This is a genomic window from Jiangella ureilytica (genome assembly GCF_004348545.1).
Classification (GTDB): domain Bacteria; phylum Actinomycetota; class Actinomycetes; order Jiangellales; family Jiangellaceae; genus Jiangella; species Jiangella ureilytica.
This window is the reverse complement of the sequence record NZ_SMKL01000060.1, coordinates 16660-38406: the sequence shown is the minus strand read 5'-3', so window position 1 is coordinate 38406 and position 21747 is coordinate 16660. Positions and strand designations below refer to the sequence as shown.

The following is a 21747-nucleotide window of genomic DNA, read 5'->3' as shown; positions in this document are numbered from 1 at the left end:
CCGGGTGCCCGGGTCAAGTTCAAGCGCCCCGACCCCGGCGGCGCGCAAGCACAGAGCGCGCGGACTTGAGGCGGGTGGCCGGGGTTAAGAGAATGGGCAGCAAGGGGGACGGGGAGCCCACCTCACCCCCCGACCGACTCAGCGAGGAGCCAACCCGCCCTTGGAGATGATCGGCGGGTGGCCGGGGTCAAGAGAATGGGCAGCAAGGGGGACGGGGAGCCCACCTCATCACCCCCGAGCGACTCGGCGAGGAGCCCGGCCAACCGTGCTCGGAGATGATCGGTGGCGTCAAGAGAATGGGCAGCAAGGGGGACGGGGAGCCACCCTCATCCCCCCGGCCGAACTGACCTCAGGAACTCACCTTCCGCCGCGCCGCCCAGGCGTCCTTGAGTGGCACCTTGGCGCCCATCCTCAGCACCGCGCCCTCGTAGATCCGCGCCGCCAGGACCACCAGCACCGCGATCAGCGCCAGCATCAGCCCCAGAGCCAGCCCGACCTCCCACGCCGCCGCATCGCCTCGGGCCATCCGCAGCGGCATGATCAGTGCGCTGAATGGCGGCACGATGCTCAGCACGCCGGCGGCCGGGGTGTCGGGGTTGAGGAACACGAAGAAGGCGCCGAAGTACGACACCATCATCAGCGTGTTGACCGGCGTGGTGACGTTCTGCAGGTCCTCCTGCCGCGAGATCCGCGCGGCCGCCGCGGCGGACAGCGAGGCGTAGGCGGCGAAGCCGAGCACGAACCAGCCGAGCGCCGTCAGGACGGGCGTGATCATCGGCCCCGTCAGCTCCACGGCACCGAGGGCGGCCGCGATGCCCAGGCCCAGTCCGCCGATCAGCGCCAGCTGCACCAGCCCGAGCAGCCCGATCCCGATGATCTTCCCGGCGAGCAGGGCGCGGGCCGGGATGGTCGACAGGATCACCTCGACGACGCGGCTGGACTTCTCCTCGACGACGCCCATGGCGACCCACATCGAGTAGGTGATGAGCTGGCCGAACAGGATGATCGTCCCGAAGAAGGCGATGCCGCCGCGGGTCTCGCGCTCGTCGGCCTCGGGGTCGAGCGTCACCGTCTCCAGCGTCGCCGAGGTCAGGGCGGCGGACACCTCGGCCGGGTCGATGCCGGCCGACTCCAGCGCCCGCGCGCCCTCGACCTGGCTGTACGCGTTCTCGAGGACGGCGCGCAGCGAGCTGTCGAGGGACTGGTCGACGTAGACGGTGTCATCGTCGACGTAGGCGTCGATGTCACCGTCGCGGACGGCGGACTCGGCCTCCGCCGCGTCGGCGACGGACCGGAAGGAGACCTCGATGTCGGCGACCTCGGCCTGGTGCTCGACCGCCTCCTGCAGCTGCGACGAGTCGCCGACGAGCGCGACGTCGTAACTGTCGTTGCCGAGGTCGGTGAACCGGGGGAGCAGCACGACGACGGCGATGATGCCGAGGGTGATGAGCAGGGAGATGAAGAAGGACCGCTCGCGGATCCGCTGACCGAACTCGCGCCGGGCGACGAGCGTGGCGGCCTCGCGGAACGACAGGGGGCGCGTCATCGGGCGACCTCGACCTTCTTCGGGCCGGCAACGGCGGGATCGGGCGCCGGTTCGGCGACCACCGAGCGGAACAGCTCGGCCAGCGTCGGCCGCTCGGGCGTGAACTGGTGCACCGGCCCGAGCGCGCGGGCGGCGTCGAGCAGCGTCTGGTCGTCGGCCGACGGCGGCAGCTCGACCAGGGCGACCCGGTCACCGTCGTCGATGATCGTGAGGCCCGGGACGGCGGCGGCGAGCGACGCCGTCCAGCCCGCAGCCGCACCCACAGCGAGCCGGTATCGGTGCCCGGCGTCGCCGCGCAGCTCGTCGACGCTGCCGTCGGCGACCATGCGGCCGGCCCGGATGATGCCGACGGCGTCGCAGAGGCGCTCGACCAGCTCGAGCTGGTGGCTGGAGAACACGACGGCGGCGCCGGCGTCGACCCGGGCGCGCAGGACGGCGGCCATGGCGTCGACGCCCATGGGGTCGAGGCCGCTGAACGGCTCGTCGAGGACCATCACCGTGGGGTCGTGGACGAGCGCGGCCGCCAGCTGCACGCGCTGCTGGTTCCCGAGCGAGAGCGACTCGATGCGATCTGACGCGCGTTCGCTCAGAGCGAGCGCCTCCAGCAGCTCCGATGCGGCCTTCACGGCTGTGATGCGTGCCACACCGTGCAGCTGCGCGAGGTACACGAGGTGCTCGTGGACCTGCATCTTCGGGTACAGGCCGCGCTCTTCGGGCATGTAGCCGAACTCGCGGCGCAGGTCCTGGTCGAGGCGGGTGCCGTTCCAGCGGACCTCGCCGCTGTCGGGCTCGAGCACGCCCAGGACGATGCGCATCGCGGTGGTCTTGCCGGCTCCGTTGGTGCCGACGAAACCGTACATCTGCCCAGGTCGCACCGTGAACGAGAGGTCGTCGAGGGCCACGACGTCGCCGTAGCGGCGCGACAGCCGGTCGATCTCGAGCATGCGGATCCTCTCAGCGCGTATGGTCCGTAGACAGCTTCCCGCTTGGAATGGTGACATCCCTCGTCCCCGAGGACGGTGTGACGCGTCGGTCCAGAGGACGACACGAATCCCACAGGGTGGGGTGCCGTGCCAACCGGGTACGGCATCAGGCAGAATCTCCCGCTCGGAGCGGGCACAACCGTGGGCCGTCGTGCGTTACGGAGGGGCACGGAGTCCAACCGACCCGGCCAACGGACGAACCACACGCGCCCAGTGAGGGGGAATAGATCGATGGCAACCGATTACGACGCGCCACGCAAGACCGACGACGATCTGTCCGAGGACTCGCTCGAGGAGCTGAAGAACCGGCGCATGGACAAGTCGTCCGGCATCGTCGACGTCGACGAGTCGGACCTGAACGAGTCCATGGAGCTGCCGGGAGCAGATCTGTCGAACGAGGAGCTCGCGGTCCGGGTACTGCCGCGGCAGGCTGACGAGTTCACCTGCTCGCAGTGCTTCCTGGTGCACCACCGCAGCCAGCTGGCGAAGGAGAAGGACGGGCAGCTCATCTGCCGCGACTGCGCGGCCTGAGCCCCGTCGAGCACGAAGGGCCGGAAGGCCCGAGCTGAACCTTTCCCCGTCACCGGCCGGTGGTCTGACGCGCCGCCTCGAGCACGGCTACGAGCCGCTCGGGGCGGCGCGTCGACACGAGCCAGTACGGGGTGGGGTCGGCGTCGTCGTCGACCCCGATGCGAACGACCCCCGGCACGTACCCCCGGATCGCCAGGTAGGCGCGGGGATCGAGGCCGGGACCGCGGGCCGTGCGGGCCGCGTCGCCGGTCATCGCCTCGGCCGGGCCGAGCGCCGTCAGCGGCAGCCGGGCCCGCCCGACCGTCACGCCGTCAGTGTCGACGGCGATGAGCAGCCGGCCGTACGCGAGCAGCGCGGCCGCGCCGAGCAGGAACACCCCGGCGGCCACCGGCAGCGAGACGCCCGGGCCGTACACCTGGTGGTAGACCAGCCAGGCCGACCCGGTCAGGCCCGCCAGCAGCACCCACCACAGGACCGGCGCCACCAGGCGTTCGCGGTAATGGGTCATTGCAGCAGACTGCCACGCACCGTGAAGGTGGACCCCCGCAGGGGCCGGTGTTCGGGCTGCCACGGATCGCGGACAGTGAGCGGGTAGGGTCGTCGATCGTGATCGAACGGCACCTCGACGGCGCGATCGGGCGGCACCCCGATGCGCCGGCGCCCGGCTCCACCATCGCCTCGCACTACCGCATGTGCGTGGGCTGCGGGCCGGACCACCCGACGGGGCTGCACGTCACGGTCACGGCCGGCGAAGGGCTGACGGTGTCGGGCAGGTTCACCGTCACCGACGACCATCAGGGCGCCCCGGGCCTCGCGCACGGCGGCATGCTGTCGCTGGCGTTCGACGAGGTGCTCGGTTCGCTGATCTGGCTGATCGGCAAGCCGGCCGTCACCGGCCACCTCGAGACCAGCTACCGCCGCCCGGTCCCGGTCGGCACCACCCTGTTCATCGACGCCGCGGTCGACGGCGCCGAGGGCCGCAAGATCTTCATGTCCGCCACCGGCCGCGAGAACGCCGCCGACGGCCCCGTCAGCGTCACCGCATCGGCCGTCTTCGTCGTCGTGCCGCCCACCCACTTCATCGAGCACGGCCGCGCGGTCGAGCCGTCGGAGCTGTCTGAAGCGGCCGCAAAGGTCGCGGAGGTGAACCCGTGACGAACGAGAACCGTCCGGTCGACGTCCTGATCACGCGCCTCGATCCCGGCGTGCCGCTGCCCGGCTACGCGCACCCCGGCGACGCGGGTGCCGACCTGGTCACGACCAGCGACGTCAGCATCGCGCCAGGGGAGCGGGCCATGGTGGGGACGGGCATCGCGATCGCCCTGCCCGCGGGTTACGCTGCATTCATCCACCCGCGTTCGGGGCTCGCGCACCGGCTCGGGGTCAGCATCGTCAACACGCCGGGCACGGTCGACGCGGGCTACCGGGGCGAGGTCAAGGTGGTGCTGGTCAACCACGACCTGCGTGAGCCGGCGGTGTTCGCGCGCGGCGACCGGATCGCTCAGCTGGTCATCCAGCGCGTCGAGCAGGCCCGGTTCCACGAGGTCGAGCGGCTGCCCGGCTCCGCGCGGGGCGACGGTGGGTACGGCTCGACGGGAACGGCAACTCAGACCGGCGGCAACGCCGGCGTTCGATAGCGAAGGGGACGGTCAGGTGTGGGGACGGCGGCGCCGCGACGGCGATGAGGACGAGCCCGAGGTCGAGGAGACCACGCAGGCGTCGTCGACGCCGTCGCGCTCGGGAACCGGCGCGGGCTCCGGCTCGGGCGAGCCGGGCGAGGCGGGCGACGAGGGCGAGTCGCCCAAGAGCGACCGCACCGGCGGCCCGTTCGACGAGTCCGAGGTCGACCTCGCCGAGGCGCGCAAGGGCCGCGTCGACCTCGGCGGCCTGCTGGTCAAGGCCGCGCCCGGCATGAAGCTGCAGCTGCAGATCGACCAGCGCACCGGCAACGCCACCAGCGCCGTCCTCGCCATCGAGGACGCGGCGGTGCAGCTGATCGCCGTCGCCGCGCCGCGCAGCTCCGGCATGTGGGGGCAGACCCGGCTGCAGATCACCCAGGACGCGAAGCGCCGCGGCGGCCGCGCCGACGAGGCGCCCGGCCCGTTCGGTCCCGAGATCCGGCTGGTCGTGCCGGTGCAGGCGCCCGACGGCAAGCAGGTGCTGCAGCCGTCGCGCGTCTCCGCCGTCGACGGCCCGCGCTGGATGCTGCGCGCCACGTTCCTCGGTAAGGCCACCAACGACGCCGCCGTCTTCCAGCAGTTCGTCGACCTGGTGAAGCAGACGGTGGTCGTGCGCGGCCAGGCGCCCATGGCGCCGGGCGACGTCATCGCGCTCAAGCCGCCGGCGGGCAGCCAGCAGCCGGTCGACCCGTCCCAGCCGCTGCAGGCCTGACCAGTGCGTTTGCCGGCCGGAATATCCTAGAGACGTGGACGAGAAGAATGGGCGCCGCGGACTCTGGGGCGCCATCACTCGGTGGGTCGCCTCTGACGAAGAGGTCGAGGCCGAGGAACTGCGCGACGACGCCCGCAAGACGGGTTGTGAGCCGCTCGCCGATGTCGAGGACCGCACGACCGTGCGCGTCCGTGGGGTGCTGCAGTCGGTCACGCTGCAGCCCCGCCTGGGCACACCCGCCCTCGAGGCCGACTTGTTCGACGGCTCCGGGGCGGTGACACTGGTCTGGCTCGGCCGGCGGCGCATCGCCGGCATCAGCTGCGGACGACGACTGGTCGCGACCGGACGGGTCGCCACCCTCGACGGCCGCAGAATCATGTACAACCCGCGATACGAGCTGCTACCCGCAGGCATGGAGTGAGATGAGCCAGAGCGATCCCGGCGCCCCCGACCGTAGCGGCCGGCCGAGCTGGGCCCAGGCGATCGCCTCGGACGAGCGGTTCCGCGCCCAGAACGTCCTCGGGCCCGGCGCCCTGCTCGACGCGGGCCTCCCGCTCGCCCTGTTCACGCTCGTCTACACCGCGGCCGGCCGCGACCTCACGCTGTCGCTCTGGGTCGCCATCGGCTCCGGCGTGCTGCTCGCCGTGGTCCGGCTGCTGCGCAAGGAGCCGCTGCAGAACGTCATCGCCGGGTTCCTCGGCGTCGGCATCGCCGCCTTCATGGCCAACCGCACCGGCCGGGCCGAGGACGTCTTCCTGCCCGGCCTGCTCATCAACGTCGGTTACGGGCTGGCGTACCTGGTCTCGATCCTGGTCCGCTGGCCGTTGCTGGGCGTCTTCGTCGGCCTGGTCACCGGTCAGGGGATGTCCTGGCGGCGCGATCCCGCGCTGGTGCGCGCGTACACGCTGGCCAGCACGCTGTGGGTGGGCATGTTCGCGCTGCGGCTGGCCGTCCAGGTGCCGCTGTACCTGTCCGGCGAAGAGCAGATCGGCTGGCTGGCCGGCGCCCGGCTGGTCATGAGCTGGCCGCTGTTCCTGCTGGTCGCCTACCTGTCGTGGCTGATCATCCGGCCCGCCTACCGCGCCCACCAGGACCGCCTCGACGCGACGGCGGCGCCGTCGCCGTCGCCGTCGCCCGCGAAGACCGACCCCGGCCCCGCCGACAGCTGACGCCGTCGGCCCCGAGCCGACGCGGCCGCGTCCCCGCCGCCGAAGTCGATCGTGGAGTAAGCGGGCCGTCAATCGGACATCTCGCCCAGCAACTGCCCCATCACTCCACGATCGACGTGGAGTGATGGGGTGAAAGAGGGCGGGCGGATGGTGGTCCGTCAGGCGTTGTGGGGCGAGAGCAGGTTCTCGAGCTGCTTCTCGCGCTCCGGGGCGGCCACGAAGAGCAGTTCGTCGCCGGCCTCGAGGGGGAGGTCCGGGAGTGGGCTGTGCACGTGCTTGCCGCGGATGATCGAGACCAGCGAGGTGTCGACCGGCCACGCGACGTCGGCGACCGCCGTCCCGACGATGGGGGAGTCGGCCGGCAGGGTCAGCTCGACGAGGTTGGCCTCGCCCTGGCGGAAGCTGAACAGCCGGACCAGGTCGCCGACGCTGACCGCCTCTTCGACCAGGGCGCTCATGATGCGCGGCGTCGAGACCGAGACGTCGACGCCCCAGGACTCGTTGAACATCCACTCGTTGCGGGGGTGGTTGACCCGGGCCACCACCCGGGGCACCCCGAACTCGGTCTTGGCCAGCAGCGACACGACGAGGTTGACCTTGTCGTCGCCGGTGGCGGCGATGACGACGTTGCAGCGGTCGAGCGCGGCCTCCTCGAGCATGGACAGCTCGCAGGCGTCGGCCAGCAGCCACTCGGCCTCGGGCACGCTGGCCGCCTTGATGGCCTTGGTGTCCTTGTCGATGAGCAGCACGTCGTGGCCGTTGGCCAGCAGCTCCGACGCGATCGAGCGGCCGACGTTGCCGGCGCCGGCGATGGCGACCCGCATCAGACCTCCACCTCCGGGTCCTTCGAGAGCACCTGGACGACGTACGGGATGCGCTCGGTGTTGACGAGGACGTGCACGAGGTCGCCGTCCTGGATGACGGTGTCGGCGGTGGGCAGCACACCCTCGCCGTAGCGGGTGAGGAAGGCGATCCGGGCGCCGGACGCCTTTTCGAGCTTGTCGGCGGTGAGGCCGATCCAGCCGCTGCTGACGTGCAGCTCGGCCAGCTGGACGGTGCCGGTGGGGTCGACCCACTCGGTCTGGGCGCCCTCGGGGAACAGCCGGCGCAGGATCTGGTCGGCCGTCCACCGCACGGTCGCCACCGTCGGGATGCCCAGGCGCTGGTAGACCTCCGCGCGGCCGGGGTCGTAGATGCGGGCCACGACGTTGTCGACGCCGAACGTCTCGCGGGCGACCCGCGCGGCGAGGATGTTGGAGTTGTCGCCGCTGCTGACCGCGACGAACGCGTCGGCGCGCTCGATGCCGGCCTCGATGAGCACGTCGCGGTCGAACCCCACGCCGGCCACCGTCGAGCCCTCGAACCCGGGCTGCAGCCGCCGGAACGCCTCGGGGTTCTGGTCGACGATGGCGACGGTGTGGTCGTGCGACTCGAGGATGTGCGCGACGGTCGAGCCGACCCTGCCGCAGCCCATGATGACGACGTGCACTCTGGTCCTTCCGCATCGACCGGGGCGACCCCCGGGCTCGGCGTGTCGCACTCGACGTTACACGTCCGCGGTGGAAGGCATACCATTGCCGATCGTGCCGAGCCTCGGCGATCTCTCCAAGCGGCTGCTCATCGGTCGCAAACTCCCCAGCGAGCGCATGGGGCACACGCTGCTACCCAAGCGGCTGGCCCTGCCGGTGTTCGCCAGCGACCCGCTGTCGTCGGTCACGTACGCCACTCAGGAGATCCTGGTCATCCTGACGCTGGGTGGCCTGGCGTACCTGACGTACACGCCGTGGGTCGCCGCCGTCGTCGTGCTGCTGCTGGTCACGGTGGTCGCCTCGTACCGGCAGCTGGTGCGGGCCTACCCGACGGGCGGCGGCGACTTCGAGGTCGCCAACACCAACCTGGGGCCGACGGCGGGACTGATCGTCGCGAGCGCGCTGCTCATCGACTACATCCTGACGGTGGCGGTGTCGGTCTCCGCGGGCGTGGACAACCTCATCTCGGCCGTGCCGGAACTGAACGACTACCGGGTCCCGATGGCCATCGGGCTGGTCGTCCTGCTGGCGGCCATGAACCTGCGGGGCATCCGCGAGAGCGGCACCGCGTTCGCCATCCCCACCTACCTGTTCATCGTCGGCATCGGCGCGATGATCGTGTGGGGCCTGGGCAAGACGGTGTTCGGCGCCGACCCGGTCGCGGAGTCGGCCGGCTACGACGTCGAGGCCGAGATGACCGACCTCGGCGGCATCGCGCTCATGCTGCTGGTGCTGCGCGCCTTCGCGTCCGGCTGTACCGCGCTGACGGGGGTCGAGGCGATCGCCAACGGCGTGCCCGCCTTCCGCAAGCCCAAGGCGAAGAACGCCGCCGCGACGCTGGCCATCATGGGCACACTGTCGATCACGATGTTCAGCGGCATCACCGCGCTGGCCGTCATCGCCGACGTCCGCTACGTCGAGAACCCGTGCGACCTGGTCGGCTTCGACTGCGACCTGCCGCAGCCGACGGTCATCTCGCAGCTGGCCGAGGCCGTGTTCGGCGGCGGCACCATTCCGTTCTACTACGTGCAGGGCGCCGCGGCGCTCATCCTCATCCTGGCGGCGAACACCGCCTTCAACGGCTTCCCGCTGCTCGGCTCGATCCTCGCGCAGTACCGCTACGCGCCGCGCCAGCTGCACACCCGCGGCGACCGGCTGGTGTTCAGCAACGGCATCATCGTGCTGGCGGTGCTGGCCGGACTGCTGATCGTCGCGTTCGACGCCTCGGTGACGCGGCTGATCCAGCTCTACATCGTCGGGGTGTTCACAGCGTTCACCTTCGGCCAGACGGGGATGGTGCGGCACTGGAACCGGTTGCTGGCGGGCGGTCCGGCCGGCCCGGAACGACGGCAGATCCTGCGCTCGCGGGTCATCAACGCCACCGGCGCGGCCCTCACCGGCACGGTCCTCGTCGTCGTGCTGATCACCAAGTTCACCCACGGCGCCTGGCTGGTCGTCGCGATGATGCCGCTGCTGTTCCTGCTGATGCGCGGCATCCGGCGGCACTACGACGCCACCTCCGAGGAGTTGGCCGTCGACGACTGGCCGGCCGAGTCGCTGCTGCCGTCGCGCGTGCACGCGGTCGTGCTGGTGTCGCGGCTGCACAAGCCGACGGTGCGGGCCATCGCCTACGCCCGGGCGGCGCGGCCGGACATCATCGAGGCCATCACCGTCGACGTCGACTCCGCAGCGACGAACCAGCTGCTCGACCAGTGGGACCGGCACGACATCCCGGTGCCGCTGCGTGTGCTCGACTCGCCGTACCGCGAGATCGCCCGGCCGGTCGTCGAGTACGTTCGGGCCATCCGCCGGGCCAGCCCGCGCGACGTGGTGACGGTGTACGTGCCGGAGTACGTCGTGGGGCACTGGTGGGAGCGGATCCTGCACAACCAGAGCGTCTTCTGGCTCAAGGGCCGGCTGCTGTTCACGCCGGGCGTCATGGTGACGAGCGTCCCGTGGCAGCTGCGGTCGGCGGCGTCGGTGAAGGCCAGGCCCGCGCGCCGCGCGCCGGGCGACGTACGACGGGGCCCGCGCTGAGCGGCCGGGCCCGCACCGTCCGCGGCGAGTCCGTCGTCGGCACCGAGGTGGTCGTCGAGGTCGGGCCCGTCGCGCACGGCGGTGTCTGCGTCGCGCGGCACGAGGGCCGCGCCGTCTTCGTCCGGCACACCCTGCCCGGCGAGCGGGTCCGGATCCGGATCACCGAGGGCGGTACCGAGGACCGCTTCTGGCGCGCCGACGCCGTCGCGATCCTGACGCCGTCGCCGGCCCGGGTCGAGCCGCCGTGCCCGTGGGCCGGCCCGGGGAAGTGCGGCGGCTGCGACTGGCAGCACGTGCTGCTGCCCGCCCAGCGGTCGCTGAAGGCCGCCGTCGTCTCCGAGCAGCTCGAGCGGCTGGCCGGGATCCGCCGTGAGGTGACCGTCGAGCCGGTTCCGGGCGATGAGAACGGGCTGTCGTGGCGCACGCGGGTCACGTACGCCGTCGACGCCGCCGGGCGGGCCGGACTGCGCCAGCACCGCTCGCACGAGGTCGTCCCCGTCGACACCTGCCTCATCGCGCACGACGCGGTCCGCGCGGCCCGCGTCGAGGACGGGCACTGGCCGGGCGCGTCGTCGGTCGAGGTGGTCGCGGCGACCACGGGGGAGCGTCAGATCATCGTCGACGACGAGGTCGTCGAGGGCCGCGGTCACGTGGTCGAGGAGGCGGCCGGCCGGCGCTGGCGGGTCAGCGGCGGCGGTTTCTGGCAGGTGCACCCGGGAGCGGCGGCCACGCTGGTGGGCGCCGTGCTCGACGGCGTGCGGGCCCGGCCGGGCGAACGGGCGATGGACCTGTACTGCGGCGTCGGGCTGTTCGCCGGCGCGCTGGCGAACGCCGTCGGGCCGGCCGGGTCGGTGTTCGGCGTCGAGGGGTCGCGGCAGGCGATCGCCGACGCGAGGCGCAACCTGCACGACGTCGCGTGGGTGCGGCTGGTGGCCGGCCGGGTCGACCGCGTGCTGTCGGCGACGGGGCCGGCGGGCGTGCCGGACGCCGCCGACGTCGTCGTGCTGGACCCGCCCCGCGAGGGCGCCAAATCCGCCGTGGTCCGCCGGATCGCCGCCCGCCGGCCGCGGGTGGTCGCCTACGTCGCCTGCGACCCCGCCGCGCTGGCCCGCGACCTCGCCACGTTCGCCGGCCACGGCTACCGGCTCGCCGGGCTGCGTGCGTTCGACCTGTTCCCGATGACGCACCACGTCGAGTGCGTCGCGATCCTGGAGCCGGACCGGTCGGGCTGATCGCCGCAGGGGGCCCGCGTGGACTATTCTGGAGGGCGGCACAGCGGCGACGAATCGGGAGGTGAGGCTGCCATGCGCAGTGAACCCCCTAGTCATGCGCCGCAGGGCACCGAGGTCACGGGCAGCTGATGCCTGGCGGCCGGGTGTTCCTGCGTCGATCGACACCCGATTCCGTCCGCCTCACCGTCCCGGGAGCGACGTCATGCCACCTCGCCGTCAGCGTGCACTGCGCGTCATCAGGCCGGCCCTTCGCCGTCAGGGCCGCGGCAGCACCGTGACCGACGATCCCGCGGGTGAGCCCGAGGTCCGCGAGCCGATGTCGAGCATCGTCGACGCGGCGCTGTACCGCGACGGCAAGCGCATCAGCTCGCCCAGCTCACTGGCCGAGACCTACCGCCAGCTGCGCACCGACTCCGAGGCGATGGCCTGGATCGGGCTCTACAAGCCGAACGACGCCGAGCTGATGTCGCTGGCCGACGAGTTCGACCTGCACGAGCTGGCCATCGAGGACGCCATGGAGGCGCACCAGCGGCCCAAGCTGGAGCGCTACGGCGAGACCCTGTTCGTGGTGCTGCGGGCGGCCCGCTACATCGACTCCGTCGAAGAGGTCGACTTCGCCGAGCTGCACCTGTTCGTCGGGCCCGGCTTCGTCATCACCGTCCGCCACGGCGCCGCGCCGAACCTGTCCGGCGTCCGCCGCCGCATGGAGGACGACCCCGACCTGCTCCGCCTCGGCCCCGAGGCCGTGCTGTACGCCGTCCTCGACTCCGTGGTCGACGGCTACGTCCCGGTCGTCAACGGCGTCAGCAACGACGTCGACGAGATCGAGGTCCAGGTGTTCGGCCGCGATCCCAAGGTGTCGCGGCGCATCTACGAGCTGTCGCGCGAGGTGCTCGAGTTCCAGCGGGCCACGCGGCCGCTGCCGGGCATGCTGGCCGGCCTCGAGGCGGGCTTCGAGAAGTACGGCACCGACGAGGAGCTCCAGCGCTACCTGCGCGACGTCGCCGACCACGTCACGGAGGTGACGGAGCGGGTCGACGGCTTCCGGCAGGTGCTCTCCGACATCCTCGCCGTCAACGCCACGCTGGTGACGCAGCAGCAGAACGAGGAGATGAAGTCGCTCACGGAGGCCAGCTTCGAGCAGAACGAGGAGCTCAAGAAGATCTCCGCCTGGGCCGCCATCCTGTTCGCGCCCACGCTGGTCGGGACCATCTATGGCATGAACTTCGACAACATGCCCGAGACCCACTGGGCGTGGGGGTACCCGTTCGCGCTGATCCTCATGGGGCTGGTCTGCGCGATGCTGTTCGTCGTCTTCCGGCGCAAGGGCTGGCTGTAGGTTCGTCCGGCTGCCCGCAGGCGCCGGCCGGGGTCGTGAAAGGCTGGAGCCATGCAGCTCCGGATCTTCACCGAGCCCCAGCAGGGGGCCAGTTACGACGACCTGCTCGCCGTCGCGCAGGCGACCGAGCGGCTCGGGTTCGACGCCTTCTTCCGCTCCGACCACTACCTGAAGATGGGCTCCGTCAGCGGTCTGCCCGGCCCCACCGACGCGTGGACGACGCTGGCCGGGCTGGCCCGCGAGACGTCGCGCATCCGCCTGGGCACGCTGGTGTCGTCGGCGACGTTCCGCTATCCCGGCGTGCTGGCCATCCAGGTGGCGCAGGTCGACCAGATGTCAGGCGGCCGGGTCGAGCTGGGCCTGGGCGCCGGCTGGTACGCGGCCGAGCACGCGGCCTACGGCATCCCGTTCCCCGAGAAGCGATTCGGCATCCTCGAAGAGCAGCTCGCCGTCGTCACCGGCCTGTGGAACACGCCCGAGGGGTCGACGTTCGACTTCGCGGGCCGGCACTACACCGTCTCCGACTCGCCTGGGCTGCCGAAGCCGGTGCAGCAGCCGGTCCCGATCATCGTCGGCGGCAACGGCCCGCGCCGCACGCCCGCGCTGGCCGCCACGTACGCCGCCGAGTACAACACCTCGTTCCCGGCCAAGTCCGACATCGGCGACCGGTTCCTCGCCGTGCGCAAGGCGTGTGAAGAGGCTGGCCGCGACCCCGACTCGCTGGTCTACTCGGTCGCGTTGGTCGCCTGCGTCGGGGCCGACGAGGCCGAGTTCGCCCGCCGTGCCGCCGCCATCGGGCGGGAGCCCGCCGAGGTGCGGCAGAACGGTCTGGCGGGCACCCCGCGCGAGGTCGTCGACGGCATCAACGCCATTCGCGAGCTCGGCGGCAGCCGGATCTACCTGCAGGTCCTGGACCTGGCCGACCTCGACCACCTGGAGCTGATCGCGGCCGAGGTCGCGCCGCACGTGGGCTGACTCGCCGGCGGGCTCACTCGACGGTGACGGACTTCGCGAGGTTGCGGGGCTTGTCGACGTCGTGGCCGAGCAGCAGCGCGGCGTGGTAGGCGAGGAGCTGGAGCGGGATCGTCAGCAGCAGCGGATCCAGCTCCGGCTCACTCTTCGGCACGGCGACGACGTGCGCCGACGTCACACCGAGGTCGACGCCGTCGTGCGTCACCACCACGAGCGGGCCCGATCGCGCGGTGATCTCCTGCAGCGCGCCGAGATTGCGGTCGAGCAGCTCGTCGTCGGGGACGATCGCGACGGTCGGCAGGTCCGGGCCGACCAGCGCGAGCGGGCCGTGCTTGAGCTCTGACGTCTGGTACGCCTCGGCGTGCCGGTACGAGATCTCCTTGAACTTCTGCGCCCCCTCGCGGGCGACGGGGAAGCCGCGGGTGCGGCCGACGAAGAAGAGGCTCGGTGCCTGCGCGAGGGTCTTGGCGACGGCGGCGAGCTGCTCCTCGTCGGCCAGGATCGTCTCGATCTGCTCCGGAAGCGCGGTGAGGGCCTGGAGAAGGCGGCGGCCGTCGGCCGGTGAGACGTCGCGGATGCGGCCGAGGTGCAGGCCGAGCAGCGCGAAGCCGACCATCATGTTCGTCAGCGCCTTGGTCGACGCGACGGCGACCTCGGGACCCGCGTGCAGGTAGACGCCGCCGTCGCACTCGCGCGCGATGCTCGATCCGACCGCGTTGACCAGACCGATCACCCGGCCGCCCTTGCGCTTGAGCTCCTGGACGGCGACCAGCGTGTCGTACGTCTCGCCGGACTGGCTGACGGCGACGTAGAGCGTGTCCTTCTCGATGACGGGGTTGCGGTAGCGGAACTCCGAGGCCGGCTCGGCGTCGGCCGGGATGCGGGCCAGCTCCTCGATGAACTGCGCTCCGGCCTGGCCGGCGTAGTAGGCCGAGCCGCAGCCTAGGATCTTGACCCGGCGGAACTCGCGCATCTCGCGGGCGTCCATCTCGAGGCCGCCCAGGCGGACGGTCTGGAACCGCTCGTCCAGCCGGCCCTTGAGGACGCGGCGGACGGCGTCGGGCTGCTCGGCGATCTCCTTGTGCATGAAGTGCCGATGGCCGTCGGTGCCGTAGTCCGACGTGTCCCAGTCGACGGTGACGGCGGTCTTCGTCGTGCGCGCGTCGCGGGTGAAGGTCTGGTAGCCGTCGGCCCTGAGCGTGGCGAGCTCGCCGTCGTCGAGGTGGACGACCTGACGGGTGTAGCGGACCAGCGCAGAGGTGTCGCTGGCGACGTGCATCTCGCGGTCGCCGATGCCGATGATGATCGGGCTGCCGTTGCGGGCGACGACGATGCGGTCCGGGTGCTCCCGGTCGAGGACGGCGAGGCCGTAGGTGCCGTCGATGCGGTCGAGGGTGGCGAGGACGGCGTCCTCGAGCGTTCCGTCCGCGCGGGCGATGAGGTGGGCGAGGACCTCGGTGTCGGTGTCCGAGGCGAGCGCGACGCCGTCGGCCTCGAGCTCGGCCCGCAACTGGGCGGCGTTGTCGATGATGCCGTTGTGCACGACGGCGACCCGCCCGTCCGCGCTGAGCTGCGGGTGGGCGTTGCGCTGCGACGGCACGCCGTGCGTGGCCCAGCGGGTGTGGCCGATGCCGACCTTGCCGCCGAAGCGCTTGGGCAGCGTCGCCTCGAGGTCGCGGACGCGGACGGCGTCGCGGTGCAGCCGGATCTCGCTCGGCCCGAGGACGGCGACGCCGGCGGAGTCGTAGCCGCGGTACTCCAGCCGCGCGAGGCCGTCGACCAGGATGGGGGCGGCCGGCTTCGCGCCGACGTATCCGACGATTCCGCACATGGTGGGTCCTTCCGATCGCGTGCCGCCAGCCCAGCGGCTGGGGTCGGTGCTGGTCAGGGGGCGGGTTCAGCCGTAGACGATGCGGCGCAGCTGCCGGGTGGTCAGCTCGGGCGCGCGCACCGGGCGGTGGGCCAGCTCGGCCCGGATCCGCTCGAAGATCTCCTCGTTCTTGCCGCCGCGCAGCTGCAGCTCGTGGTGGCGCCGCCGGACGTAGTCCTCGGCGGCCTCGGAGAAGTAGGCCGTGACGTCGGCGACGACCCGCCGCGCCTCGCCGGTGGACAGCCCCGTCGTCCGGACGATCTGCTCGACGAGGTCCGCGGCCGTGTGGGTCACGGGGTAAACCGTGCCCTACGGAGCGGCGAATGGGCAAAGATCTGCCCGGAATCGGGCAGGAGTCGCGTGATTCCTGGTCACGTGCCGGGCTGGACGAGGCCGGTCTCGTAGGCGACGACGACGGCTTGGGCGCGGTCGCGCAGGTCGAGCTTCATGAGGATCCGGCTGACGTGCGTCTTGACGGTCTGCTCGGCCAGCACGAGCAGGTCGGCGATCTCGCCGTTCGACCGGCCGGCCGCAATGAGCTTGAGCACCTCGGTCTCGCGCGGGGTCAGCACGCGCAACCTCTCCGGCCGCGGCCGGTTCGGCTTCGGGCGGCGGGCGAAGTCGGCGATCAGGGTGCGAGTGATCGACGGCGCCAGCAGTGCGTCGCCGGCCGCGACGACCCGGACCGCGTGCACCAGGTCGGCGGCGGGGGCGTCCTTGAGCAGGAAGCCGCTGGCGCCGGCCCGCAGCGCCTCGTAGACGTAGTCGTCGAGGTCGAACGTGGTGAGCATGATGACGCGCGGGTGCTGCAGGCCGGGCGCCTTGAGGATGCGCCGGGTCGCCTCCAGCCCGTCCAGCACCGGCATCCGCACGTCCATCAGCACGATGTCCGGCCGGTGTCGCCGCACGGCGTCGACCGCCTCGGCACCGTCGGCCGCGCTTCCGACCACCTCGATGTCCTCCTGCGCGGCGAGCAGCGCGCCGAACCCCTCCCGCACCATCGCCTGGTCGTCGACGATCAGGACGCGTGTGGTCATGCGGTGGGCTCCTCGGTGGTGACGTCGGTGGGTGCCTCGGCCGCCGCGGCGCGGTAGGGGAGGACGGCGTCCACCGCGAACCCGCCGGTCCCGGCCGGACCCGCGGAGAGGGTGCCGCCGACGACGGCGGCCCGCTCGCGCATGCCGAGCAGGCCGTGCCCGGAGCCGGCCGCACGGCTCGCCGCGTCGGCGCCCGCACCGCTGACGCCGCCGGGCCTCGGCGGGGCGTTGCGGATCCGCAGCTCGATCGCCGTCTCGGTGTAGCGGACGTCGACCGTGACCTCGGTGCCGGGCGCGTGCCGGACGGCGTTGGCCAGCGACTCCTGCACGATGCGGTACGCCGACAGCCCGACGGCGGCGGAGAGGCTCGGTGGTGGCGCGCCGGCGGTGGTGAGCTCGACGGCGACGCCCGACCGGCGGGCGCCGCCGACCAGGTCGGCGAGCTGGTCGACGCCCGGCTGCGGGGCCAGGGCGACGCCGTCGTCGGTGCCGCGGAGGACTCCGAGCAGGCCGCGGATCTCGTCGAGCGCCTGCCGGGCCGAGCCGCCGATCGAGGCGAACTCGGCGCGGGCGTCGTCCGGGAGGTCACGGAGGCGATAGGGCGCGGTCTCGGCCTGGACGACGACCATCGACATGTGGTGGGCGACGACGTCGTGCAGGTCGCGGGCGAGACGGCTGCGCTCCTCGAGCACCGTGCGGCGGGCCTTCTCGAGCTCGCTGAGCTCGGTCTGGCGTTCGAGGTCGCGGCTGGTGGACCGGCGGGCCCGGACGAGGTCGCCGATGACGGCGACGGCCGTGACCGCGACGATCAGCGTGACGGAGGTGCCGGCGTTATGGCCCGACCCCGTCGTCATCGCGGCGACGGTGACGGCCCAGACGCAGATCGTGGTCCAGCGGTCGTAGCGGACGGCCACGAAGAACACCGTCGCGAGCCAGGTCCACTGGAAGATGACCGGCCAGGCGCCGTCGTACTCGCCGCCGGCGGGCGGGCCGAGGAGCACCAGGACGACGCCGATGACCGTCGCGAGCCGCCAGCCGATGAGTGGGTTCCGGTCGACCAGCCCGGCCGGGAGTGCGATGGCGAGGCCGGCGACCGGGACGAGTAGCGGATGGATGTCGACGGACGCCTCGATGGTCGCGATGGCCGTCCAGAAGATCACGAAGGCGGCCAGCCACGGGACGAAGCGGCGAACCCAGGGCGCGACCGGGCTCGGCTCGGTGGTGGCGGGCGCCGGCCCCCAGTCGGTTGCCGCGCGCCGGAGCCCGCCGCGCAGCAGGTGGGGGAGGTCGCCCGGCGGGACCGGCGCACCGGCCGGGAGGGTGGGGAACAGCTGCAGCCGCGCCGTGACGATGCCGGCGACGCCGACCAGCGCCGCGCCGGCCGTCCAGCCGGCCCGCAGGTCGTCGGGGACGGAGAACGCGAAGAGGAACGCGGTGGCGATGGTCGCGATCGCGGGGATCAGCATCGCCAGGGCGCCCGTCGCTCGGCGCCCGCCGGGGAGTGGCTGGAACGCCGTCGCGAACACCAGCGCCAGCAGGACCACCCCGTGCACCGTCGGCCACGGCCAGGGGTCGCCGTCGGTGACGTCGAACGCCCGCGACACCACGAGTGCCGCGCCGGCCGACAGCAGCCAGCCGAGCGCCGGCACCGTCGTGATGAGGCCGAGCGGGACGGCCGCGGCGGCGGCGACGAGCGGGGTGGTCGTCGGCGGGACGCCGAGCACGTCGTCGGCGGTCTGCAGGGTCGCGACGAATGCCGCCGCGGCACCGAGCCACGGCAGCCACGCCCACGCCGTGCGCCGCTCGCCGTTCACGCGCCTCACATTAGGGCGGCGGGCGCGGCGGCGCGTCGTACTACGGGGGTGTCCTCAGGGATACCTGCGGGGTAGGCCGAACCTGGCTCCGTAGCGGGACGATCCGGTGCGGCCGCGTTCCTAGCGTCCGGCGGCATGTGGACTCGCATCGCTCTGGTCGCGGCCGCCGTGGCCGCCTCGTTCGCGCTGACCGGCGCGGGATGGCCCGCGTCACCGGCGCCGGCGGAGGACCCGGCGGCGGCTCACGCCGTGCGGGTGCTGACCGGCGGCTCGGCCTCGGCCGCGCAGCTCGCGGCGGCGCTCCCCGCCGACTTCGCCGCCGTCGAGGGCTACCAGCCGGTCGCGGTTCCCGGCCCGGACGGGGCGGCGCGGCTGGTCGACCCGGCGGGCGGCTGCTCCTGGCTGGGCAGCACCTCCTACGACTTCGGGCCGGCCTGCCGGGCGCATGACCTCGGCTACGACCTGCTCCGCTACGCGACGGCGAAGGGCGGCGCGCTCGGGCCCTGGGCCCGCCACGCCGTCGACGACCGGTTCGCCGCCGACCTGCGTGAACGCTGCGCCGCCGTGTCCGGCGGGGCGGCGTGCGCGGGGCTCGCCCGGGCGACGGTGGGCGCCGTCGGCTTCAACTCGTGGCGGCAGGGCTACGGCAACCCCGGCGACGAGGCGGTCTGGCCCTACCTGCTCTCCGGCGTCCTCATCGCTGCCGCCGCCGCGGCCCCGTCGCTCGTCCGGCGCGTCGGATGACGGCCGTGTCCGGGACCGAGGCCGGGGTCGGGGTCGGAACGGGAGCCCGGATCGGAGCCGGAACGGGAGCCCGGAACGGAGCCGGAACTGGAGCCGGGGCCGGAGCCGGAACTGGAGCCGGGGTCGGGGTCGGAACTGGAGCCGGGGTCGAAGCTGGAGCCGGGGTCGAAGGCGGGCGGGACCGCCTGGTCGACGCCGTGCGGGCGGCCAGCCTGGCGGTCGTGGTGGCGGGTCACTGGCTGATGGCCTCCGTCTCGGTCTCGTCGAACGGCCGGATCGTGGGGGAGAACGCCCTGACCTCGCTCGCCGCGCTCCGGCCTGCGACCTGGGTGTTGCAGGTGATGCCGCTGTTCTTCATGGCCGGCGGGTTCGCGAACCTGACCGTCTGGCGGCGGACGGTCGCGGCCGGCGGCGGCCCGCGCGACTTCGTCAGCACGCGGCTCGGGCGGCTGTGGCGGCCGGCCGCGGTGTTCCTGGCCGCGGTGCCGGTCGTGGCCGTGGTGGCGCTGGCGGCGGGACTGCCGGCAGGCGATGCCCTCGCGGTGGCCGGCCTGCTGGTGCAGCCGCTGTGGTTTCTCGCCGTCTACTCCGGGATCATCGTGGTCGCTCCTCTCCTGGTGCGGCGGCACGCGGCGGCTCCGCGGACGGTGCTGGTGCTGCTGGCGCTCGGCGCCGTCGCGGTGGACGTCGTGCGGCTGACCGGCGCACCGGCCGGGTCTGCGCCGGGCGGGTCAGCTCTGTTCGAGGCCGTGCCGGCGGTGCTGCCGTTCGCCAACCTGGCGCTGGTCTGGCTCTTCGCGCACCAGCTCGGCGTCTGGTACGCCGAAGGCCGGCTGATCGGCGTGTCGCGGCGCCGGCTCTGGGCCGTGCTCGCCGCCGCCGTGGCCGTGCTGGTGCTGTTGACCGGTCCGGGCCCGTACCCGGTCAGCATGGTGGGCCTGCCCGGGCAGCTCTCGAACATGTCGCCGCCGACCGTGTGCGTGATCGTGCTGAGCCTGGCCCAGGGCGCTGCGGTGTTGCTGGCCCGACCGCGGCTGCTCTGCGGGCTGGACCGGCCCGCCGTCTGGGCGGCGGTACGCCGCTTCGGCGCGGTGGCGATGACGGTGTACCTGTGGCACCTCCTGGTCCTCGTGGCGGGGTTCGGTGTGCTGCTGGCGCTGGACCGGCCGCCACCCGAGCCGGGCGGCGCGACCTGGTGGCTGACCCGGCCCGCCTGGCTGCTGGCGCTGACCCTCGTGTTGCTGGCTGTGGTGGCACTGGTGCGCCGGTGCGGCCCGCGTGATCGTGTTCCCTCGCGGTCGCCTGGGCGCCGCGACCGCACCTGATCATGAAACCGGCACCCCGACACGGCGGGTCATCCGCCGTACCGAGGCGGCCGGGCATCGGCGTGGTCACGGGAGCGCGATCTCGGCGGTGAGCGGCTCGGGCGCGCGGAACTCGTGATGGGCGTCGGGCGGCAGGCCGACCGTGCCCGCCGGCTGGTAGGCGAGCGTCACCGAGCGCACGTCGTCGGGGATGAGGAAGGCGAGGACGTCCGAGGGGGAGGGCGGATGGGCGAGTGTCGCCACGCCGGCGTCGTGGGCGAGGGTCCAGCTCGCCCCGGCGTCGAGCTCGGCCCGCCAGGCCGAGAGCGCCGGCTGGCGGAAGGTGTCCTCCACCCGCACGACCAGCCAGGCGTGGCCCGGTGGCGCCCAGCCCTGGACCCGGTCGAACGGCGCCAGGAACGCCTCGGCGACCCGGCCGCCGTAGCCGACCTCGAGGCCGCCGCGGGTGAGGTCGCCGGCACCACTGCCGAACTCATCCTCGAGCTGGGCCTCCGACCGCACCGGCAGCGACCGTTGCGGCCAGGCCGGCGCGGCGACCGGCACGGCGCCCGCCCGCTCGGACCCGATCCGCGACACCTCCGACGTGACCTCGCCGCTACCCGGATCGAGCCGCTGGTCGACGCCGTCGGCCGTCGCCACGAGGACCGGCCGCGCGTGGGCATCGACCCCCGCGACCAGCACGTAGGTCTGCGGCTCGGGACCGCGGCAGGGCACCTCGTCGCAGCGCGCCACCGTCGGGTCGTCGCCACCGGGAGCCGTCACCGGCAGCCGCTCGGACCCGGTGTCGAGCCAGAGCGTGGTCGACGCGTCGCGCGGCGGGAGGTCGTCGCCGTCGCCGAACAGGGGGTCACCGGCCGACGGCGCGAGCGGCGGCGGAGCGGACACCTGGACCAGCCAGGCCAGCGCGACCCGGTCGCGGTCGGGCGGCCCGAGGTCCCACACGCCCGCAGCCGTCACCGTCACCGTCGCCGAGGGCGTGACCAGCGACGACTCGACCGCCAGCGGCAGCAGACCCTCGACCCCGTCGCCGTCGGCCAGCACCGCGGCCCCCGGCGAGACCGCGGCCGCGACCGCCCGGGGCGGCGGCTCCGGAACCGCGGGCGCCTCCGCCGGCGTATCGGACACGACATCGGCCACCGGCCGCACGTCATCCGCGCAGCCGGCCACCACCACGAGCACGACCACCGACACCAGCAGCATCCAGATCTTCACACTTCCTATGGGTGGT

The 21747-nt window shown here is 72.9% G+C and carries 22 protein-coding genes; 12 read left to right on the top strand and 10 right to left on the bottom strand.

The features are described 5' to 3' along the window. Window positions 1-349: 349 nt before the first annotated feature. Both E1212_RS22065 and E1212_RS22060 read right to left on the bottom strand, forming a co-directional pair. Window positions 350-1546 carry an ABC transporter permease gene (locus E1212_RS22065; RefSeq protein WP_131986450.1) on the bottom strand — a complete coding sequence of 399 codons (1197 nt, stop codon included), beginning with the start codon at window positions 1544-1546 and terminating at the stop codon, window positions 350-352. Beyond that, window positions 1543-2490, bottom strand: a complete 948-nt coding sequence (locus tag E1212_RS22060; RefSeq protein WP_131986448.1) for an ABC transporter ATP-binding protein — start codon at window positions 2488-2490, stop codon at window positions 1543-1545. Before E1212_RS22060 ends, E1212_RS22065 begins: the two co-directional genes overlap by 4 nt. A 270-nt stretch (window positions 2491-2760) precedes the next feature. On the opposite strand from E1212_RS22060, the gene E1212_RS22055 reads away from it, so the two are divergent. Further along, a complete protein-coding gene (locus E1212_RS22055; protein ID WP_131986447.1) occupies window positions 2761-3060 on the top strand; it encodes a DUF4193 domain-containing protein in 300 nt (99 codons plus the stop codon). Window positions 3061-3109: 49 nt separating this feature from the next. Here E1212_RS22055 and E1212_RS22050 read toward each other — a convergent pair whose 3' ends face one another. Continuing rightward, a complete protein-coding gene (locus E1212_RS22050; protein WP_131986445.1) occupies window positions 3110-3568 on the bottom strand; it encodes a DUF3093 domain-containing protein in 459 nt (152 codons plus the stop codon). A gap of 98 nt (window positions 3569-3666) precedes the next feature. Here E1212_RS22050 and E1212_RS22045 point away from each other — a divergent pair, with 98 nt between their 5' ends. From E1212_RS22045 to E1212_RS22025, 5 genes are read left to right on the top strand one after another with little or no spacing between them, the layout of a single operon-like run. Beyond that, on the top strand, window positions 3667-4215 hold the full coding sequence (locus E1212_RS22045; protein WP_203417091.1) for a PaaI family thioesterase: 549 nt from the start codon (window positions 3667-3669) through the stop codon (window positions 4213-4215). After that, entirely contained in the window at window positions 4212-4697 is a 486-nt protein-coding gene (gene dut, locus E1212_RS22040; protein ID WP_131986443.1) for a dUTP diphosphatase, read from the top strand. The genes E1212_RS22045 and dut overlap by 4 nt, the downstream gene beginning before the upstream one ends. A 16-nt stretch (window positions 4698-4713) precedes the next feature. After that, entirely contained in the window at window positions 4714-5451 is a 738-nt protein-coding gene (locus E1212_RS22035) for a DUF3710 domain-containing protein (RefSeq protein ID WP_162605582.1), read from the top strand. 34 nt (window positions 5452-5485) lie between these two features. Beyond that, window positions 5486-5872, top strand: a complete 387-nt coding sequence (locus E1212_RS22030) for an OB-fold nucleic acid binding domain-containing protein (protein ID WP_203417090.1) — start codon at window positions 5486-5488, stop codon at window positions 5870-5872. Window position 5873: 1 nt separating this feature from the next. After that, window positions 5874-6620: a DUF3159 domain-containing protein gene (locus E1212_RS22025; RefSeq protein WP_131986439.1), complete on the top strand. Its 747-nt coding sequence runs from the start codon at window positions 5874-5876 to the stop codon at window positions 6618-6620. 158 nt (window positions 6621-6778) lie between these two features. Here E1212_RS22025 and E1212_RS22020 read toward each other — a convergent pair whose 3' ends face one another. Next, a complete protein-coding gene (locus E1212_RS22020) occupies window positions 6779-7444 on the bottom strand; it encodes a potassium channel family protein (protein WP_131986437.1) in 666 nt (221 codons plus the stop codon). Continuing rightward, window positions 7444-8109 carry a potassium channel family protein gene (locus E1212_RS22015; RefSeq protein WP_131986435.1) on the bottom strand — a complete coding sequence of 222 codons (666 nt, stop codon included), beginning with the start codon at window positions 8107-8109 and terminating at the stop codon, window positions 7444-7446. The genes E1212_RS22020 and E1212_RS22015 overlap by 1 nt, the downstream gene beginning before the upstream one ends. Before the next feature lie 157 nt (window positions 8110-8266). On the opposite strand from E1212_RS22015, the gene E1212_RS22010 reads away from it, so the two are divergent. The 4 genes from E1212_RS22010 (at window position 8267) to E1212_RS21995 (ending at window position 13732) form a co-directional block, all read left to right on the top strand. Beyond that, the gene (locus tag E1212_RS22010) at window positions 8267-10186 is read left to right on the top strand and encodes an APC family permease (protein ID WP_420814409.1); all 1920 of its coding nucleotides are present in this window, start codon (window positions 8267-8269) and stop codon (window positions 10184-10186) included. Then, window positions 10183-11418, top strand: coding sequence for a class I SAM-dependent RNA methyltransferase (locus E1212_RS22005; protein ID WP_131986454.1), 1236 nt, complete (start codon window positions 10183-10185; stop codon window positions 11416-11418). Before E1212_RS22010 ends, E1212_RS22005 begins: the two co-directional genes overlap by 4 nt. Before the next feature lie 316 nt (window positions 11419-11734). Further along, window positions 11735-12757, top strand: coding sequence for a magnesium and cobalt transport protein CorA (locus tag E1212_RS22000; RefSeq protein WP_203417093.1), 1023 nt, complete (start codon window positions 11735-11737; stop codon window positions 12755-12757). Between the two features lie 51 nt (window positions 12758-12808). Next, window positions 12809-13732 (top strand): LLM class F420-dependent oxidoreductase, encoded by a 924-nt coding sequence (locus E1212_RS21995; protein ID WP_131986431.1) that lies wholly within the window; start codon window positions 12809-12811, stop codon window positions 13730-13732. Between the two features lie 13 nt (window positions 13733-13745). On the opposite strand, the gene glmS is transcribed toward E1212_RS21995, so the two are convergent. From glmS to E1212_RS30100, 4 genes are all read right to left on the bottom strand, one after another. Beyond that, window positions 13746-15560 (bottom strand): glutamine--fructose-6-phosphate transaminase (isomerizing), encoded by a 1815-nt coding sequence (glmS, locus tag E1212_RS21990; RefSeq protein WP_131986429.1) that lies wholly within the window; start codon window positions 15558-15560, stop codon window positions 13746-13748. A gap of 66 nt (window positions 15561-15626) precedes the next feature. Further along, entirely contained in the window at window positions 15627-15893 is a 267-nt protein-coding gene (locus E1212_RS21985; protein WP_131986427.1) for a hypothetical protein, read from the bottom strand. A 77-nt stretch (window positions 15894-15970) separates the two neighbouring features. Next, entirely contained in the window at window positions 15971-16636 is a 666-nt protein-coding gene (locus E1212_RS21980) for a response regulator transcription factor (RefSeq protein WP_131986425.1), read from the bottom strand. Next, window positions 16633-18450, bottom strand: coding sequence for a sensor histidine kinase (locus E1212_RS30100; RefSeq protein ID WP_203417088.1), 1818 nt, complete (start codon window positions 18448-18450; stop codon window positions 16633-16635). Before E1212_RS30100 ends, E1212_RS21980 begins: the two co-directional genes overlap by 4 nt. A 135-nt stretch (window positions 18451-18585) precedes the next feature. On the opposite strand from E1212_RS30100, the gene E1212_RS21970 reads away from it, so the two are divergent. Both E1212_RS21970 and E1212_RS21965 read left to right on the top strand, forming a co-directional pair. Continuing rightward, window positions 18586-19194 (top strand): phospholipase A2, encoded by a 609-nt coding sequence (locus E1212_RS21970; protein WP_131986423.1) that lies wholly within the window; start codon window positions 18586-18588, stop codon window positions 19192-19194. Then, complete coding sequence (locus E1212_RS21965; RefSeq protein WP_275296196.1) at window positions 19191-20519, top strand: acyltransferase family protein; 1329 nt, start codon at window positions 19191-19193, stop codon at window positions 20517-20519. The genes E1212_RS21970 and E1212_RS21965 overlap by 4 nt, the downstream gene beginning before the upstream one ends. 66 nt (window positions 20520-20585) lie before the next feature. Here the strand turns inward: E1212_RS21965 and E1212_RS21960 are convergent, their stop codons facing one another. Then, window positions 20586-21731: a hypothetical protein gene (locus E1212_RS21960; RefSeq protein WP_131986419.1), complete on the bottom strand. Its 1146-nt coding sequence runs from the start codon at window positions 21729-21731 to the stop codon at window positions 20586-20588. Window positions 21732-21747: the final 16 nt, after the last annotated feature.